At 44.7% G+C, this 16,683-nt stretch carries 15 protein-coding genes; 8 read left to right on the forward strand and 7 right to left on the reverse strand.

From position 1 onward, the window contains the following. Positions 1-6: 6 nt before the first annotated feature. From K1I80_RS08015 to K1I80_RS08040, 6 genes are all read left to right on the forward strand, one after another. A complete protein-coding gene (locus K1I80_RS08015) occupies positions 7-765 on the forward strand; it encodes an ABC transporter permease (RefSeq protein ID WP_223313496.1) in 759 nt (252 codons plus the stop codon). 37 nt (positions 766-802) lie between these two features. Next, positions 803-1,495, forward strand: coding sequence for an ABC transporter permease (locus tag K1I80_RS08020; protein WP_223313497.1), 693 nt, complete (start codon positions 803-805; stop codon positions 1,493-1,495). Between the two features lie 144 nt (positions 1,496-1,639). Beyond that, entirely contained in the window at positions 1,640-2,548 is a 909-nt protein-coding gene (locus tag K1I80_RS08025) for an ATP-binding cassette domain-containing protein (RefSeq protein ID WP_223313498.1), read from the forward strand. A 12-nt stretch (positions 2,549-2,560) separates the two neighbouring features. Further along, complete coding sequence (locus tag K1I80_RS08030) at positions 2,561-3,256, forward strand: ABC transporter permease (RefSeq protein WP_223311826.1); 696 nt, start codon at positions 2,561-2,563, stop codon at positions 3,254-3,256. A gap of 145 nt (positions 3,257-3,401) precedes the next feature. Further along, a complete protein-coding gene (locus tag K1I80_RS08035; protein ID WP_223311827.1) occupies positions 3,402-4,334 on the forward strand; it encodes an ABC transporter ATP-binding protein in 933 nt (310 codons plus the stop codon). After that, complete coding sequence (locus K1I80_RS08040; protein WP_002910626.1) at positions 4,327-5,049, forward strand: lantibiotic ABC transporter permease; 723 nt, start codon at positions 4,327-4,329, stop codon at positions 5,047-5,049. The genes K1I80_RS08035 and K1I80_RS08040 overlap by 8 nt, the downstream gene beginning before the upstream one ends. A gap of 110 nt (positions 5,050-5,159) precedes the next feature. Here K1I80_RS08040 and K1I80_RS08045 read toward each other — a convergent pair whose 3' ends face one another. From K1I80_RS08045 to K1I80_RS08075, 7 genes are all read right to left on the reverse strand, one after another. Then, positions 5,160-5,777, reverse strand: coding sequence for a helix-turn-helix domain-containing protein (locus tag K1I80_RS08045; protein WP_223311828.1), 618 nt, complete (start codon positions 5,775-5,777; stop codon positions 5,160-5,162). Positions 5,778-5,886: 109 nt separating this feature from the next. After that, positions 5,887-6,720 (reverse strand): CPBP family intramembrane glutamic endopeptidase, encoded by an 834-nt coding sequence (locus K1I80_RS08050; RefSeq protein ID WP_223313499.1) that lies wholly within the window; start codon positions 6,718-6,720, stop codon positions 5,887-5,889. Positions 6,721-6,779: 59 nt separating this feature from the next. Beyond that, positions 6,780-8,552, reverse strand: coding sequence for a serine hydrolase domain-containing protein (locus K1I80_RS08055; RefSeq protein WP_209550621.1), 1,773 nt, complete (start codon positions 8,550-8,552; stop codon positions 6,780-6,782). A 275-nt stretch (positions 8,553-8,827) separates the two neighbouring features. After that, positions 8,828-9,658, reverse strand: a complete 831-nt coding sequence (locus tag K1I80_RS08060; protein WP_223313500.1) for a CPBP family intramembrane glutamic endopeptidase — start codon at positions 9,656-9,658, stop codon at positions 8,828-8,830. Between the two features lie 434 nt (positions 9,659-10,092). Then, entirely contained in the window at positions 10,093-11,073 is a 981-nt protein-coding gene (locus K1I80_RS08065) for a Fic family protein (RefSeq protein WP_223313501.1), read from the reverse strand. A 44-nt stretch (positions 11,074-11,117) separates the two neighbouring features. Further along, positions 11,118-11,993 carry a sensor histidine kinase gene (locus K1I80_RS08070; RefSeq protein ID WP_223313502.1) on the reverse strand — a complete coding sequence of 292 codons (876 nt, stop codon included), beginning with the start codon at positions 11,991-11,993 and terminating at the stop codon, positions 11,118-11,120. A 1-nt stretch (position 11,994) separates the two neighbouring features. Continuing rightward, positions 11,995-12,675 carry a response regulator transcription factor gene (locus K1I80_RS08075; RefSeq protein WP_223313503.1) on the reverse strand — a complete coding sequence of 227 codons (681 nt, stop codon included), beginning with the start codon at positions 12,673-12,675 and terminating at the stop codon, positions 11,995-11,997. Positions 12,676-12,934: 259 nt separating this feature from the next. Between K1I80_RS08075 and K1I80_RS08080 the strand changes: the two genes are divergently transcribed. Beyond that, a complete protein-coding gene (locus K1I80_RS08080; RefSeq protein ID WP_223339028.1) occupies positions 12,935-14,725 on the forward strand; it encodes a serine hydrolase domain-containing protein in 1,791 nt (596 codons plus the stop codon). Positions 14,726-14,897: 172 nt separating this feature from the next. Next, positions 14,898-16,679 (forward strand): serine hydrolase domain-containing protein, encoded by a 1,782-nt coding sequence (locus tag K1I80_RS08085; protein WP_223339030.1) that lies wholly within the window; start codon positions 14,898-14,900, stop codon positions 16,677-16,679. Positions 16,680-16,683 lie beyond the last annotated feature (4 nt).

A 16,683-nucleotide genomic window follows, 5' to 3' on the forward strand; every position in this document is an offset into this window, starting at 1 on the left:
TTTATCATGATGGATTTCATTCGAGCCGATTTTTACCGGCTCATGCGTTCAAAAGGCTTTTGGATTACTGAGTTTTTATTATTCTGTGTGATTTTCTCAGCAACTTTCTTCCAAGCAAATATTCATTTTGGAGCAAATATCTCCAGAAATGAGGCTGCTACTCAAGCTCTAGGAAAACTAACTGGACTTCAAGCTCTGGACTATTTTGCAGGCAATACAGACGGTCTGCTCTTTTTCACCATCATTGGTATCGGTATGGTCCTTGGAGTGGACCTGTCTCGGAAACTTTATAAAAACTGTCTGAGCTACGGCATCTCTAAGCTCAGCTATTATTTTTCTAAATTCTTTGTCTGCGTTAGCATCGCAGCTTTTCATTTCCTGCTGATTTTATCAATCTCCTTTGTGACCGCTAGTCTGTCCAACGGAATTGGCAGCGCCCCCAGCTCTTTTTTGCCTCAGCTGGGAGCTGCTCTCTTCGTTCAATTTCTCAGCACGATTACATGGATTGCCATCATTTCTTTTGTACTCTATGCCAGTCACTCGATTGTATCTATCTTTCTGACCTATTTCCTTGGCGGTACCTTACTGACTATTCCCCTCATCTTTTATCCGGACAATGAATGGCTGATCTATCTGACCATGCGTTTTAACACAGATATGGCAGCAGATGGCGGGGCTGTTATCAAGGCTATCCTGACAGTGGTAACGGTCACCCTGCTCTTTCTAGGTGGCGGGCTGATGGTTTTCAAAAAGAAAGATTTATAAAAAGCAGGAACAATCTTAATCATTCAGAGGAGATTTCATGTTACATACTATTCAGGCGGAACTCTACCAACTTGTCCGCTCCAAACCTTTTTGGCTAATAGAAGGGCTGCTCTTTTTTCTCATTTTCATCAGCTCTCTTGGTGAAAGCAACTTTAATTTTTATATCTCTACGTCTTCTGATCCAGAAGATATAGTCATCCAAGGTTGGACAGGATTTGAAGCTCTCGGGCAGCTTGCTAAAGACTTCCTGCCCTTTGTCATGATTACTGTCCTTGTGCTTATCATCTTTCTGTTAGGTCGCGACCTGACCAGAAAACTATACAAAAATATATTAGCCGGCGGGATTTCTCGGAAAGAATTTTACCTATCCAAAATAGCTGTTCTTGTCACAATTATCATCTTGCAAATGGCGGCAGCCTTTGCTATAGCCTTTATCTTTGGGAGCCTCTTCCACGGACTTGGGACTATGCCAAAGAACTTTTTATGGAGCTTTTCCTTGTCTTTCTTTCGCTCCTTTCTCTTTATTATGACCTGCAGTTCCGTAGTTACCTGTCTCCTCTATCTGACCCGCTCCACCCTAGCCAGCTATCTCGGCTTTTTCGCCCTGATTATGCTTCAGTCTAGCCTCGTCATCGTTTTCCCTCAGTTAAATTCTGAACTATTTTTACTCTTAATCCTAGCTGGTTCTCTCTTAGGTGGTTACCAAGCCTTCCAGCACAGGGACTTATAAATTTAAGCAGTCAGCCCTTTGGCTGCTTTTTTATTGCTTTTGGATTGGTTCTGCATTTCTTTAGAAATATTTTAGAATTTCTTGAGAAATATTTGAAATCTAGCTTGTATACTAAAATCAAACCTAAGAAAGCGAGAATATACCATGCAAACTGTTTTAGAAGTAAAGCAAGTTACCAAACAATATGGCCAGCAATATGCCCTTGATCATGTGAGCCTTTCGATCCAGAAAGGCGATATTTATGGACTGATTGGCAAGAACGGAGCTGGCAAAACCACTCTTCTCAAGACCATTAGCCGGCTCATTCATGCCAACAGCGGAACCGTTTCTGTCTTTGGTTCACAGAACTCTAAGGAATGGAATGAAGCCCTGCGCAAGATAGGAACCGTCATCGAAACACCAGTTGCTTACAATCAGATGACTGCTTATCAAAATCTCAACTACTACTGCAAGGTCCACCAGATTGCCAAACCTGACCAGCTCATCAAGGAAACCCTGGCCTATGTCGGATTGAGCAATACTGGTAAAAAGAAATTCCGCAACTTTTCGCTAGGAATGAAGCAGCGTCTAGGAATCGCTATTGCACTTATCAGTAAGCCTGAACTCATGATTTTAGACGAGCCCATCAACGGCCTTGATCCGCTTGGCATCAAGGAATTTCGACTGATGATTCAGCGACTCAACCAAGAGTTAGGGATTACTTTTATTATTTCCAGCCACATCTTGTCTGAGCTTTATCTGGTAGCCACCAAGTTTGGAGTGATTGACCAAGGACGACTTGTTGCAGAATTCACCAAAGACGACTTTGACCGAGCCAGCGAAGATTATATCGTCCTCAAAACCAGCGATAGAGACCAGGCTGCCAACCTCATCCAAGGCAAGCTCCACTATCAGCTCAAGGATGCTGATAAGCCTGACGAACTGCACATTGTCGCCCAAGAACAGGAACTAAATGACATCAACAGGGAGTTGGTCCTATCCAACATTCATGTCAATGGTATCTATGCAGCTCACAAAGATTTAGAAAAATACTTTACAGATTTAGTCCAGTAAGGAGAAAAAAACATGTTACATACTTTTCAAGCAGATTTTTACCGTTTCTTTCGTTCCAAGGCTGTTTGGATTACCGAATTCATCTTTCTACTGACGACCTTGAGCGCAGTCTTTGGCAAATTAAATGCCGTCCAGCTTATACAAGCGGTGTCCAACGCTATCGGTAATAATACATTTATCATCATTATCCTCTCTATGGTCGTCATCGGGACAGATCTGAACAAGCAGCTTTACAAGAATACTTTAACCAGCGGCGTTTCCCGTACCAGTTTCTTCGTCTCTAAAGCCCTAGTCATGGTCTGCGTAACGTTCCTGCAGTTGGCTCTCTATTATAGCATCAACTTTATCCTGGCGGCCATTCTAAACGGTATTGGTGATTTATCCGCCACCTTCCTGCTTCAGTTTATTCTTCTATTCTTTGTGCAGTGTCTGACTGTCATTGCTTGGACAGCTATTATCTCCTTTATTCTTTATCTGAGTAAATCTATGATTGCTGCTTTGGGAGGTTACCTTTTCTGCGCATCCCTAACCGGAGCTCTTGCGCAACTTTATCCCAAGTCTCTGTGGCTACAGCATTTCACCATGAGCTTTGATTTTGAGACGCTCCAAAGCAACGGTGTAACCTTGAGAATTGTTCTAATCGCCCTGTTTTTAGGAACAGTCTTCACCGCAGCAAGTCTTTATACTTTCCACAAAAAGGATTTATAGTTGAAAATGAGCTAGTTCTTGACTGGCTCATTTTAATCTTTTCAATTTTAAATTTCTTTAGAAATATTTTAGAATTTCTTGAGAAATATTTGAAATTTAGTTTGTATACTAAAAGTATAAACAAAGTAATTAAAGGAGAAACATCATGCAAAATGTTTTAGAAGTGAAAGGACTCACTAAAAAATACGGAGATCAATATGCACTGAAAGATGTCAGTCTTTCCATCAAGAAAGGAGAGATCTACGGTCTCATCGGAAAAAACGGTGCTGGTAAGACCACTCTGATCAAAATCATCACGCAAGTCATCTATCCTAGCGGAGGGACCGTGTCTGTTCTGGGCTCTCAAAACCAACAGGAATGGACAAAAGCCCTCAGCCATACTGGATCTGTTATCGAGACCCCTGTAGCTCATGCCCACATGTCGGCCTATGAAAACTTGCGTTACTACTGTACCGACCGGGGCATTCCAAATGCTGACAAAGTCATCAAAGAAACCCTTCAATATGTCGGCCTGACCGATACTGGAAAGAAGAAATTCCGCAATTTCTCTCTGGGGATGAGACAGCGGTTGGGCATTGCCATTGCCATTTTGGGGCGTCCCGACATGCTCATCCTGGACGAGCCCATTAATGGTTTAGACCCAGTTGGGATTCAGGAATTTAGAGAAATGGTCAAGCGCCTCAATCAAGAATTAGGCATCACCATCATCATTTCCAGCCATATCCTGTCCGAGCTTTATCTAGTAGCAACTCGCTTTGGCTTTATCAATCAAGGGCATTTCATCAAGGAGCTGTCTAAGGAAGAATTTGACCGAGAAAGCGGCGACTATATCATCCTCAAAACGGATAATATCAAGCAAGCTGCTCATTTAGTGCAAGACAAGCTCGGCTACCAGCTCAGACCAAGTAACAAGGAAGATGAGCTGCATATTTCTGGCCAAGTACAAGAAATTCGCAAGATTGCCAAGGAACTAGTCCTAGCCGACATCCCAATCGGGGAAATCTACTACGCCCACAAAGACTTAGAAAAATACTTTACAGACTTAATCAACCAACAAGGAGGAAACACTCATGTTTAATAGTATCAAGGCGGATTACTACCGTCTCTTCCGCTCCGTAGGATTCTGGGGAGTGCAGGCTTTCTGCATCTTTGGAATTCTCCTCGGCATTTTCACTTCCAAAGTTGTTAGTTCCGACAACGGTATCTTTTTTGCCATAGATGTCGTCTCCTACAACAGCGGCATGCTCTTTATTGCCTGCAATGTCATGACTAGCTTGCTTCTCGGTGTTGATCTCAATGACAAACTTTATCACAATAACCTGACTACAGGCAAGACTCGGACCCAGTATTACTTCTCTAAATCACTGACTATCGGTAGCTTACTTCCTATGCAGTTCATACTACTCTACATTTTTGGTATTGTCATCGAATTTGTCCGAACCGGTGGTAATATGGGAACCCTGCCAGATAATTTCTGGGGACAATTCGCAATACTCTTTGTCATGCAGGTCATCTGTACCTATGCTTGGTACTGCATTACCAGCTTTGTCCTCTACTTGACTCGAAACTATAGTGTCGTCTTTATCACCTATATCATGACCTACATCTTACTCGGCCTCCCTAGTCAAATGGTTGATGCCAATAATGAATGGTTCAAGGCTATCAAGATGGAGTTCGTCTACGGAGACGCTTCAATACCAAGTGTCATCATCAAAACAGCTATCTTTGCTCTCAGTCTGATCACGGTCTTTAGCTTAGCAGGACTGGCTACACTGAAAAAGAGAGATTTGTAAAATAAAAACTCAGCTAATCACTAAATTAGCTGAGTTTTTTTGAGCGGATTTTAATTGGATGATGAGCAGATTTCACCCTTTCTGGTCTAGCCCTCTTTATCGGCTTTCTTTCACTGCTTCCAATCTTGCTTTTTCAAGAACAGACTGATGCAGACTCCTAGGATAAGGTAGAAAGTGACAAAGGCAAGACTAGCTGCCAGACTGGTCGGATATGGAAAGATCTTGCCCATAGGAAAAAGAACATTAGATAGAAATCCGAGGGGGACAAAGAGCAAGAATAAAATCAAGGCTAGCTTAACCTGAAAAGAAGGTCTTACCTCGGATAGATTGCGGCCCGTTCCCCACACCAGCAGCCCTACTCCCTGAACAATCAGCACCGGCGTTAGCAAGACACTAATCTTGAGAAAATCAGCTAGGATAATGGAGAGGATGATGCCCAGACCGATAAAGCCAAGAGAGAGCTGATAGCAAATATTGCTGGCTATTCTCCTGTACTTGATTGACTGCTCTTCCTCTTTCTGGACTACAGGCTCAATTCCCTTGAGCAGATAGTCTGTGGTCACCTCAAAATAGTCACTCATGGAAATGATCTTATCCAAATCAGGCATACTCTGCTCGCTCTCCCACTTGGAAACGGCCTGTCTGGACACACCGAGTTGGTCGGCTAGCCCCTCCTGAGAAATGCCCCGCGCTTTTCGCAGGTACTGGATTCTGTCTGATAGATTCATGGATTGTTTTACCTATTCTTTCTTATTTTTTATACTTTCTTTCATTGACACTTATTATAGCACAAGGCGGAGAGACTGCAAAGTCTGATTGTCACCTCTTCGTAAAATGCTAGATTTCTTCTTTAGACGGAAGAGCTTTTTCCTCCCTATCCGTCCGATACCAGAGATAGATACTATAAAGCGTCAGGAGAATCACACCTCCAAAGTAAAAGAAGAGATTGACTTGAGAGAAATCCAATTGATTGTTAGCTTGAGCTATCCCAACAAAAGTCGGAATGAGGGTGTTGGAGAGCGCATGAAAGATATTACAAGCAAGGGCAGACTGGGTCTTCTTATAAAGTGCAGCAAGCCAGAAGGAGAGAAGGATACTGAAAACGATAAAAACTGAGAAAAGATCATGGCTTCGATCATAAAAGCGATCGTAAAACCAGAGAGGAATATGCCAGATGGCCCAAATAATACCGGTCATCAAGGTAGAGACAAAGAAAGAAAACTTTTTCTCCAAGGCCGGCTGTAGGAAGCCACGCCAGCCGAATTCTTCAATCCCGCCCGATAGGACAATACAATAGATAAAAAACCAAGGAAAGCTTACTAAAGCGCCGTCTACCAGCTTGCCACCAGAAGCTAGGGCATAGAAGGCGGTCAAACCGCCACCATAGATTAGCAAGTAGAGCCAAGTCTCTTTCTTGCCTGAAAAGAGATAGGAGCAAATGGCCTTGAAGCCTTTCTTTTTCAGTACAATCAGGCTGGCCAGCATAGGCCCAAACATAGCAATACCATTTAGAATAGCTTCAAGAGCAAGATAGGCTGTAGGTGGGCTGTCTGGCCAAAGGTTTTTGAGGATAATGTCCAGCAGCCAGAATCCCCATGTCCAGCCGAAGTTCCAAGCTAGGAACGGCAAAATTAGTTTTGGTTGTGGTTTGATCGTTGTTTCATTCATCATGAGACTTTCCTTTCATTTTTAGTTTTGAGTTTCTAGGAATATAAACATAATTTTCAAAGTTACAGCACCCACCACTGATAGAGGGACCAATAAAGAATATTGGCGACAACAGCCAGGGCGGACAGGCTGGTCAAGGCTGTCAGGAAAATTCGGCCCTTGCTCAGTCCTTTCCTAGTCTTGCTTACCAGCGGATAAAGCGTACAGCCGGCCAGTAACAAGCCCAGTCCGGCAAAGACCATGAAGCGCCAGCTGGCTAAAATGCTGGTATCAGTAGGCTGAGCAGTAAATAAGAGGGCAAGGTTAAGAACTACAGCCAAGACAGCCGCCGAGCTTACATAGGTCCAGACCCGCAGATTTTTCGGTGTTTTGGACGGACCTTTTTTGAAGACCAAGCGGAAGAGGTCCAGGCCGCCCCGCAGGAGGAAGGTCAGCAAGCTCACGACTGCTGCCATAGCAGCCAGGGCTAGCATGCCCCAGTCTTTCAAGAGATCACTGTCCTTGATTCTGAAGAAATCACCGTAGGCTGCCGTCACCTTGACCTGGTCTCCCTGACCACTGACGACCGCATAGTTCTGGGCCAAGAGCAGATTGTCCGCCGATTTCCCCACATATGGGGTAATGGCTCTGGAAATAGACAGAGGACCGCTGGCAAAATAGCGGGCTGACTGATAATAGCCGGGCTGGAAATTTTCAAAGGTAGCCTTATCCGTCTTTTTCTTGGGGCCAAAGACCAGCTCCGGCATCTCATAATTATAAACCTGCTCATTTTTTTGATTGGTCATGATGGTCATGCCGATGCCATTTTTCAGGTCCAGCAGGAGATAAGAGGAGAAGCCAAAAGAATTCCCGCCGTGGCCGACAACTGTCGTACCATACTCCTGGGTCCAGAAGCCGTGCAGATTGAGCGGCAGATCGGTCTCCGGATAGGTCGAGGTCGCTGTGTAAAGGGTGGTCCAAGTCTCAGAACGTTGGAAGAGCTTCTCTTTCTTCAAAAGCGCCTGAGCAAACTTCAGGAAATCTTCCATGGTGCCAGCTGCATCGCCAGCAGGATAGAGACCCATTTTCATGTAGTTGAGGCCCAGAGATTTCCCTTCTGTATCATAAGTCAGTTCTTCCTTGCGCTTTTCCTGCACATAGGCATTATCGGCAAAGTCGGGTAAGAGTGAGGTTTTATCCATGTCCAGCGGCTGGAAGATATGCTCATGAACATAGTCGGCGAAGCTCTGACTGGAAAGCCGCTCCACGATATAGGCAGCCAGGCCGGTAGACCAGTTAGAATAGCCCGTCATGGTACCGGGCTCAAAGATCTGGGCCGGCTGACCGACCGCCAAGATCTCCTCAAGAGTCTGACCTTTATTTTCCATAAAAGCATGAGAAGACTCCTCAAATCCTGCTTGGTGGTTCATCAGATCCAGCACAGTGATGGGCTTATCGTAGCGGAGGTTTTTGAGAAAGCCCTCCGGCAGATAGGTGCGGATGTCTTCTTCAAGGTCGATCTTGCCCTCTTCCCAGAGCTGCATGACAGAAACCCAGACGGTCAGCTTGGTAACGGAGCCCCACTCGAAAACACTATCGTCATCGGCTTTGACGCCCTTTTCCTTGTCCATGTAGCCGAAGTTGCCCCGGTAGATGCTGCCCTTGGTGTCGAAGACTGCCGTTTCCATACCGGCAGTCGTCTTTTCGTGTTCCTTGACAAAGTCCTCGATTTTCTGACTGATTTGACTGGCCGGCGTGCCTGACGGCAGCTGTACTTCTGCTGCCTGGACACTCTCGACTCTGAGCAGGCCCAGACTAAAGACTGTCAAGAGCCAGATAAAAATGGTTTTATTCATGGTTTCTCCTTTTTCCCAATCCATTATAGTGAAAGTGGGATTCTACAGCATTTTCCCTAACAAATTATAGTAAAAGCGAGGATTTTAAGCAATTTATCCTAATCATTTATAGCAAAAGCAAGGCTTCTAAAAACAATTTTGCACAAAATTTTAAGCATAGGCGGTTTCCTTTCTGTCTAACACTTCTTTCTCTTTATTATAAGGGCTAAATTTCAAATATTTATCAAGCAATTCTAAAATATTTCTAAAGAATGAGAAATAGAAGCCAGCCATTACTATTCTTTTTTATCATCTGTCAGGTATTTTTCCTCCTTATCGGTTCGATACCAGAGATAGATGCTGTAAAGGGTCAAAACGGCCACCCCGCCAAGGAAAAAGAGGGGATTGGCTTGAGAAAAATCAAGGTTATAAGCTTGACTAATACCAATAAAGAGAGCGACAAGGATGTCATAGAGTGCATGAAAAATATCACAGGCGATGACCGATTTGGTCTTCTTATACAATGCGGCCAGCCAGACGGATAAGATGATGCAGAAAACCAGATAAATCAGGAAGGGGTCCTGGCTTCGGTCGGCAACTCGGTCATAGAACCAAAGAGGCAGATGCCAGACGGCCCAGATGATACCGGTAATGGCACTGGCCAGAGGAAAAGAAAACTTTTGCTCCAAGGCCGGCTGCAGGAAACCCCGCCAGCCCGGCTCTTCAATGCCGCCTGCCATAATCGTAAGGTAGAGAAAAGATCCGACAAATCCAGCCAAAATACTGCCCTCTATTCTGCCGCCAGCAGCCAAAGCGAAAGTCGCGGCCATCCCCCCGCTAAAGATGAGCAGGTAGAGCCAAGTTCCCTTCCTGCCTGAGAAGATAAAGGAAAAGATAGCATTAAAACCTTTCACTTTGAGCACAATCAGACTGGCTACTAGCGGGCCGAAAAAGGCCAGACTGGCCACGATACCTTCAAATACTAGGTAGGCTGTCGGAGGATTTTCCAGCCAGAGATTTTTGAGCAGGATGGCCGTCAGCAAAAAGCCCCAGGTCCAGCCGAAATTCCAGGCCAGGAAAGGCAAAATTAGTTTGGGTTGTGGTTTGATAGTTGTTTCTATATTCATGAGAATACCTCCTTATAATATAATTAAACTCAAGTTTTTGATCCAAATCTTCAAAGACAGCGACTCGTTCATTCCGAAATCAAAAACTTGGCTTCTGCTTTCAGATTAACAAAAAAGCCAGTTGCCTTTCTAGCGACTGGACTTGGAATAAAGAAAAAATCTAGTTGCTTTTTGAGTGATTGAACTTGGAATCATTGTCAACTGTCAGTTGCAAGTCAGTTATATCAAGGGTTTAGAGCAGTTGACTGATTTTTCACTTTGACTGGTAAAATGACCTCGCTGAGATGACTTGCTTTTCAGATCACAAAACAAAAAGGCATATTTATCATAGCTTTCTTTGATTTAATCTAAAAATAAACCTCAGCCAATTCGAAAATTGGCTGAGGTTTATGAGCGGATTTTGAGCGGATTTTGAGCGGATTTTGAGCGGATTTTTAAGCTAACTGATAGACCCTATCCCGCGTTGTTCCACTTGTTTTCAGAAGACCGAATTCTACAAATATATTCAAATATCTACGGGTTGTAGCCTCGCTTAATCCTGTAATCTCTTGTACTTTTGCATTAGCTATTTGTGAATGTTCCTCCAAGTAAGCTTTTATCAGCTGATAAATTTCTAACTCTCTTGGCTTTAATGTCTTGTGAAGTATCCTGTCTGCATCTTCATCTGCTTTTTCTTGGTATTCTTCTAGTGTTTCTAGTATGGCCTGCAACATAAACTCGGTAAATACTGTAGAGTCATTGGTATCATTGCTGATGGTCAAGGCATCATAATACCCCTGCTGATGAGCATAAATAACTGATTCTACTGGTAGCCATTCAAAAATTGGATTCCATTGACTGAGAATCAGACTCTGCCATAGACGTCCCATTCGCCCATTACCATCTTCAAAAGGGTGAATAATCTCTAACTCAAAGTGAACGATACAGGACTTAACAATGGCCGAGACCTCGCTTTGCTCTGCCCATTTGAATAAATCCTTGACCAAATTGGGGACAAACTGTGGTCTAGCCCCAACATGAACTACTCTCCCCTCGCCATCATAGACTCCAACATCCCCTAGCCGAAACTGTCCCGACCGCTTGACTAAATCCTTAGTCAGCAAGCCATGTGCTAGGAGAAAATCATCCAGACTATAAGGGTTGAGCCTGAACACTCGCTCATAGGCTTCATAGGCATTTTGCACCTCATGAATATCTTTTAACGGACCAAGTACATGCCTGCCTTCAATGATGTCCGTTACCTGTTCTAGTGATAAGCTATTATTCTCAATAGCAAGTGATGATTGAATAGATCGGATTCGGTTTTCCTTCCGCAAATACAGCTTACGTTTTTCAATCGAAAGTTGAGTCGTCAGTTCAGATATTTTCTGAACTAGGTTTAATATCTTCTCTGTAATACGATAATTCGGTTGCATTTCACTCCTTTAAAAAAGTATTTTCACTCATCATACACTATCCTCTACAAAGTCACAACTAGTTCAAACCAGTCGGCCTCGGCTTTCATTGTCAAGTCCCCGCCTAGGATTTCGACTAACTGCTGGGTGATGTAGAGCCCCAGCCCTGAAGACTCCTCACTGCTGGATAGATTTTCTGAGTAAAAGCGATTGGTCAGCTTATCCAGATATTGGATAGGCTGCTGGACGATATTTTTGACGGTAAAGATACAATGCTCGCCCTCTTTTTTCAGAGAAATGCTGGCGGACTTACGGCCGTGCTTGAGGACATTGCTTATCATATTTTGGACAATGCGCTCTAAAATTTCTGGGTCTGTCTCTAGCTCTAGACCTTCAGCCAGCTCTACCTGCAGGTCAATCTGGGCTTTCTGAAAGGCATCATAATAGGTAAAAAGCTGCTGGGTTACCAGCTGAGATATATCTGTCGGCTGGACATTGGCTCGTATAGCTCCCTCCATCAGCCGGCGGTACTCCATCAAGGCTTCTAGTCGTTTGGATACCATTCCCAGACTATCTGCAATTTTGACTAGCTGCTGACTTTCCTGACTATCATCCTTCAGCAGCTGCTGGGTGTAGCCACTGGCAATGGTCAGAGGGGTGCGGATATCATGGGCAATATTACTGATAGCCATATCCAGCGTCTTCTTTTCCTGCTGGACGACAAAGGTCGTCTTTTCTAGCTCCCGAAAGAGCAGCTCTGCTTCCTCTGTCAATTCCAAAATACTGGGGGCATGAGCAGCAGGAGCCAGACGATTCTGGCTCCCTGTCTGCCGCTTCCGACGAATCTGCTGAGCCACATCCTTGACCGCCAGATGATAGCGTATGAAACCAATGCCCAGAAACAGACTGATAAGGGCAAATAAAATGACTAACACCAACATATCAGTCCTCCTTGAGCCGGATACCCAGTCCCCAAACAGTCTCTATGTATTCCTCTGTTGGGTCCAACTGGGCCAGTTTCTTACGTAGATTGCTGAGGTGGGTATTCAGGGTATTATCCCCAGGCAGATAACACTCTTCCCAGACCTGCTCAAAGAGCTCTTCCTTGGTGTAGATCTTCTTGGGATGACGGAGCAAGAGCTGGAGGATATGATATTCTTTCTTGCTCAGACGGACGCTTTTCTCACCACAGACCGCCTCAAAGGTAGCCTTGAGCAGACGGATATTTTTAAAGGACTGGCCTTCTTCCTCGCCAGTCAAAGCTTGCTGGCTGCGCAGCTGCACGGTGATACGGGCAAAAACCTCATCCAGATTGAAGGGTTTGACAATATAATCATTAGCACCATTCAGCAGATACTGGCTAACCAGCGCTTTCTCACCAAGGGCTGTCAGCATAACCACTGGCACCGTAGCATTGCTGCTGCGAATTTCCTTCAACACTTCATCGCCATTCTTACCCGGCAGCATGATGTCCAGAAGAACCAAATCAATCTCCTCCCGCTCAAACAGCGAAATGCCCTCCGTCCCCGAATAGGCAGAATAAACCGTGTGTTCCTTCTGAAAAAGTTCTTTTAGAATTTCATGAATATCACTATTGTCTTCGATGAGTAAAATATGAGCCATAAACACTCGCCTCCAGAAATTTCCTATCACTAGTGTAGCAAGGATAAGAGGCTAAGTCAATAAAAGATGGACTATTCGAAAAACTTTAGAAATATTTTAGAATTACTTGAAGGATATTTGAGAATCGAACTTTAAAATAGAAAGAAATAAGAAATGTATGTACTATAAAAAGGAGGCTCAATATGTTTAAAATTTTTTGCAAAATCGTTTTTAAAAGTATTACTTTCGCTCTTGAGGGCTAAGGAAAAAGGAGACTCGCATGAAGAAATCATTTATTCTAACGCTTTTAACGATTATAACTCTAGGACTCTTCCGGCCAATTACTGCATCGGCTGAGGAGTCTCAAAAGCTGCCATCTGGTATCGAACGTGACCAGATCAGCCAGAAAATCCAAGACTATGTCAAGGAACATGAAAAAACAACAGCTGGCATGGAAACTGCTATCTTTGACAAGAATGGTACCATTTATCAAGGCAACTTTGGATACATGGATAAGGAAAAAGGCATTAAGGCTGATGATGATAGCGTTTTTGAATGGGGCTCCGTAACCAAATTAACCATCTGGGTCTCTGTCATGCAGCTCTGGGAGCAAGGTAAGATTAACTTAGAAGAAGACATCCGCACCTATCTGCCAGAGGGCTTCCTCAAAAATCTCCGCTATGACAAACCTATCACCATGTTGGATCTGATGAACCATCAGGCGGGTTTTGAAGAGGGGGCTCATGCTGCTTATCTGGAAAATAAGGGGCAGACGATAGAGGAGATTTTGTCGGTTAGTCAGCCAACTCAGATTTTTGAACCTGGCACAACAACAGCCTATTCTAATTTTGGAGCAGGCTTGGCGTCCTATATCGTTGAGCGAATCTCCGGTCAGCGTTTCTCCGACTATGTCCATGAGCATATCTTCCAACCACTGGGCATGGATAAAACGGCTATTTTACCGGACCTATCAGACAATTCCTACGTTCAGAAAAAGCGTCAAGAAACCAAGGGTTACGACACTAAAGGAAACTTGCTGAGCAAGGACCATTTCATCACTAGCATCTATCCTACCGGAGCGGCTACTGGTACCTTTAAAGACTTGGAGAAGTTCGCCCAAGCCCTGCTGGCTCGCAAGACGCTCTTTGATCGCCCAGAGACCTGGAACACCCTCTATACTGCCAGTTCCACCTACCCTGACACGGATATCATCCGCAATGCTCATGGCTTTTGGGCCAACGAATACGGTACTACTGTGTTGGGCCACGGCGGAAATACAGCTGGCTCTACTTCACGGATAATGTTGGACTTGGAGCACGGTATCGGCTATGTCGTCATGACCAATCAAGGTACAGAGCAAAATTATAATTTCCAAATGCCAGAGCTCGTCTTTGGACCGCGCAAAACAGCCAGTAAGGAAACCAAAGAGCAGTTCAGTCCAGGCTATTATCGAACTCTGCGTAACTTTAATCAAGGGCCTCTGGCTATCTTTAAAATGATTCCAGCCTCCGCAGACTACTTGCAGGAACCATCTGACGATCAGCGATTGCCAAACAACTTCTGGACCATTTATCAGAGCCAAGGCAAGACCCGTATCGCAGTGGCTGTCGCAGACTATGAGAAAGTCTCTGACTTTGATTTCTTTAAAGACTATGTTGTTCTAGGCTTTGCCGGACTTGGTATCATCTACGCCCTCGGCCTGCTCATCATCAGCCCGCTTCTAGGAGTCTATCGGCTTATCTTTCGCAAGAAACAAGACCAGCCAGACCGCACTTGGAAGGTCTGGAACCTCCTAACAGCTGTTGGTATTTTGGCTGTTCCAATCAATCTCTTTCTGCTATTCATGTCAGCAACTTCAGGAGATTTCAGCGAAATCGCTCAGTGGCGCTACATGCTCTTTGCTGCTTTGGGACTCCTGCTAACCGCAGCCGCTCTGTTACCTCTCTTCAGAAAGTTCAGAGAAAAGCTCAGCAAAGGCCGCCTCTTCCTGACGACCATGACTAGTCTATCTGCCTTAGCAGTGGCCGCTAATATCCTCTATTGGTCCCTCTATCAGTGGTGGGTATTATGATGAAGAGCCTATCTTCCTTAGGGGAGATGGGCTTCGTCTGCATCATTCTGCAAAGGAGAAAATCCTATGACCAATGAAACAAGAATAACCTAATTCTAAATTAAAAGGAGACTGCACCGAATATCTGAACTCAGCTTACGTGAATCCGAAAGTTGAACAGAAAGGAAATGCTATGAAAAAATCATTTATTCTAACACTTCTAACGATTATAACTCTGGGGCTCTTCCAGCCAGCTACTGCGCTGGCTGAGGTGGCTCAAAAGCTACCATCTGGCATCGAACGTGACCAGATTGGCCAGAAAATCCAGGACTATGTCAAGGAACATGAAAAGACAACAGCCGGCATGGAGACTGCTATCTTTGACAAGAATGGTACAATTTATCAAGGAAGCTTCGGTTATATGGATAAAGAAAAAGGCATCAAGGCCGATGACGATAGCGTCTTTGAATGGGGTTCCGTGACTAAGCTAACCGTCTGGATCTCTGTCATGCAGCTCTGGGAGCAAGGTAAGATTAACTTAGAAGAAGACATCCGCACCTATCTGCCAGAAGGCTTCCTCAAAAATCTCCGCTATGACAAACCTATCACCATGCTGGATCTGATGAATCATCAGGCAGGATTTGACGAGACTACCTTCTACATGCGAAGTGACAAAAGTATCGAAGAAATCCTTAAAGAACAACAACCTATTCAGTCTTTTGAACCCGGTACAGTCACAGCTTATTCAAATTACGGTGCTGGCTTGGCTGCTCTGATTGTCGAGCGGATCTCTGGTCAGACTTTTGCCGACTATGCCCATGAGCATATTTTCCAACCACTGGGCATGGATAAAACGGCTATTTTGCCGGATCTATCAGACAATTCCTACGTTCAGAAAAAGCGTCAAGAAACCAAAGGTTACGACACTAAAGGAAACTTACTGAGCAAGGACCATTTCATCACTAGCATCTATCCTATCGGAGCGGCTACTGGCACCTTGAAAGACTTGGAGAAGTTCGCCCAAGCCCTGCTGGCTCGCAAGACGCTCTTTGAGCGCCCAGAGACCTGGAACACCCTCTATACTGCCAGTTCCACCTACCCTGACACGGATATCATCCGCAATGCTCATGGCTTTTGGGCCAACGAATACGGTACTACTGTGTTGGGCCACGGCGGAAATACAGCTGGCTCTACTTCACGGATAATGTTGGACTTGGAGCACGGTATCGGCTATGTCGTCATGACCAATCAAGGTACAGAGCAAAATTATAATTTCCAAATGCCAGAGCTCGTCTTTGGACCGCGCAAAACAGCCAGTAAGGAAACCCAAGAGCAGTTCAGTCCAGGCTATTATCGCACTCTGCGTAACTTTAATCAAGGGCCTCTGGCTATCTTTAAAATGATTCCAGCCTCCGCAGACTACTTGCAGGAACCATCTGACGATCAGCGATTGCCAAACAACTTCTGGACCATTTATCAGAGCCAAGGCAAGACCCGTATCGCAGTGGCTGTCGCAGACTATGAGAAAGTCTCTGACTTTGATTTCTTTAAAGACTATGTTGTTCTAGGCTTGGCCGGACTTGGTATCATCTACGCCCTCGGCCTGCTCATCATCAGCCCGCTTCTAGGAGTCTATCGGCTTATCTTTCGCAAGAAACAAGACCAGCCAGACCGCACTTGGAAGGTCTGGAACCTCCTAACAGCTGTTGGTATTTTGGCTGTTCCAATCAATCTCTTTCTGCTATTTATGTCAGCAATTCTAGGAGATTTCAGCGAAATCGCTCAGTGGCGCTACATGCTCTTTGCTGCCTTGGGACTCCTGTTAACCTCAGCCGCTCTGTTACCTCTCTTCAGAAAGTTCAGAGAAAAGCTCAGCAAAGGCCGCCTCTTCCTAACATCCGTGACCTGCCTATCTGCCTTAGCAGTGGCCGCTAATATCCTCTATTGGTCTCTATATCAGTGGTGGGTATTCTAATATG

Origin of the sequence: Streptococcus sanguinis, assembly GCF_019929225.1 — a bacterium.
In the GTDB taxonomy this organism is placed as follows: Bacteria; Bacillota; Bacilli; order Lactobacillales; family Streptococcaceae; genus Streptococcus; species Streptococcus sanguinis_J.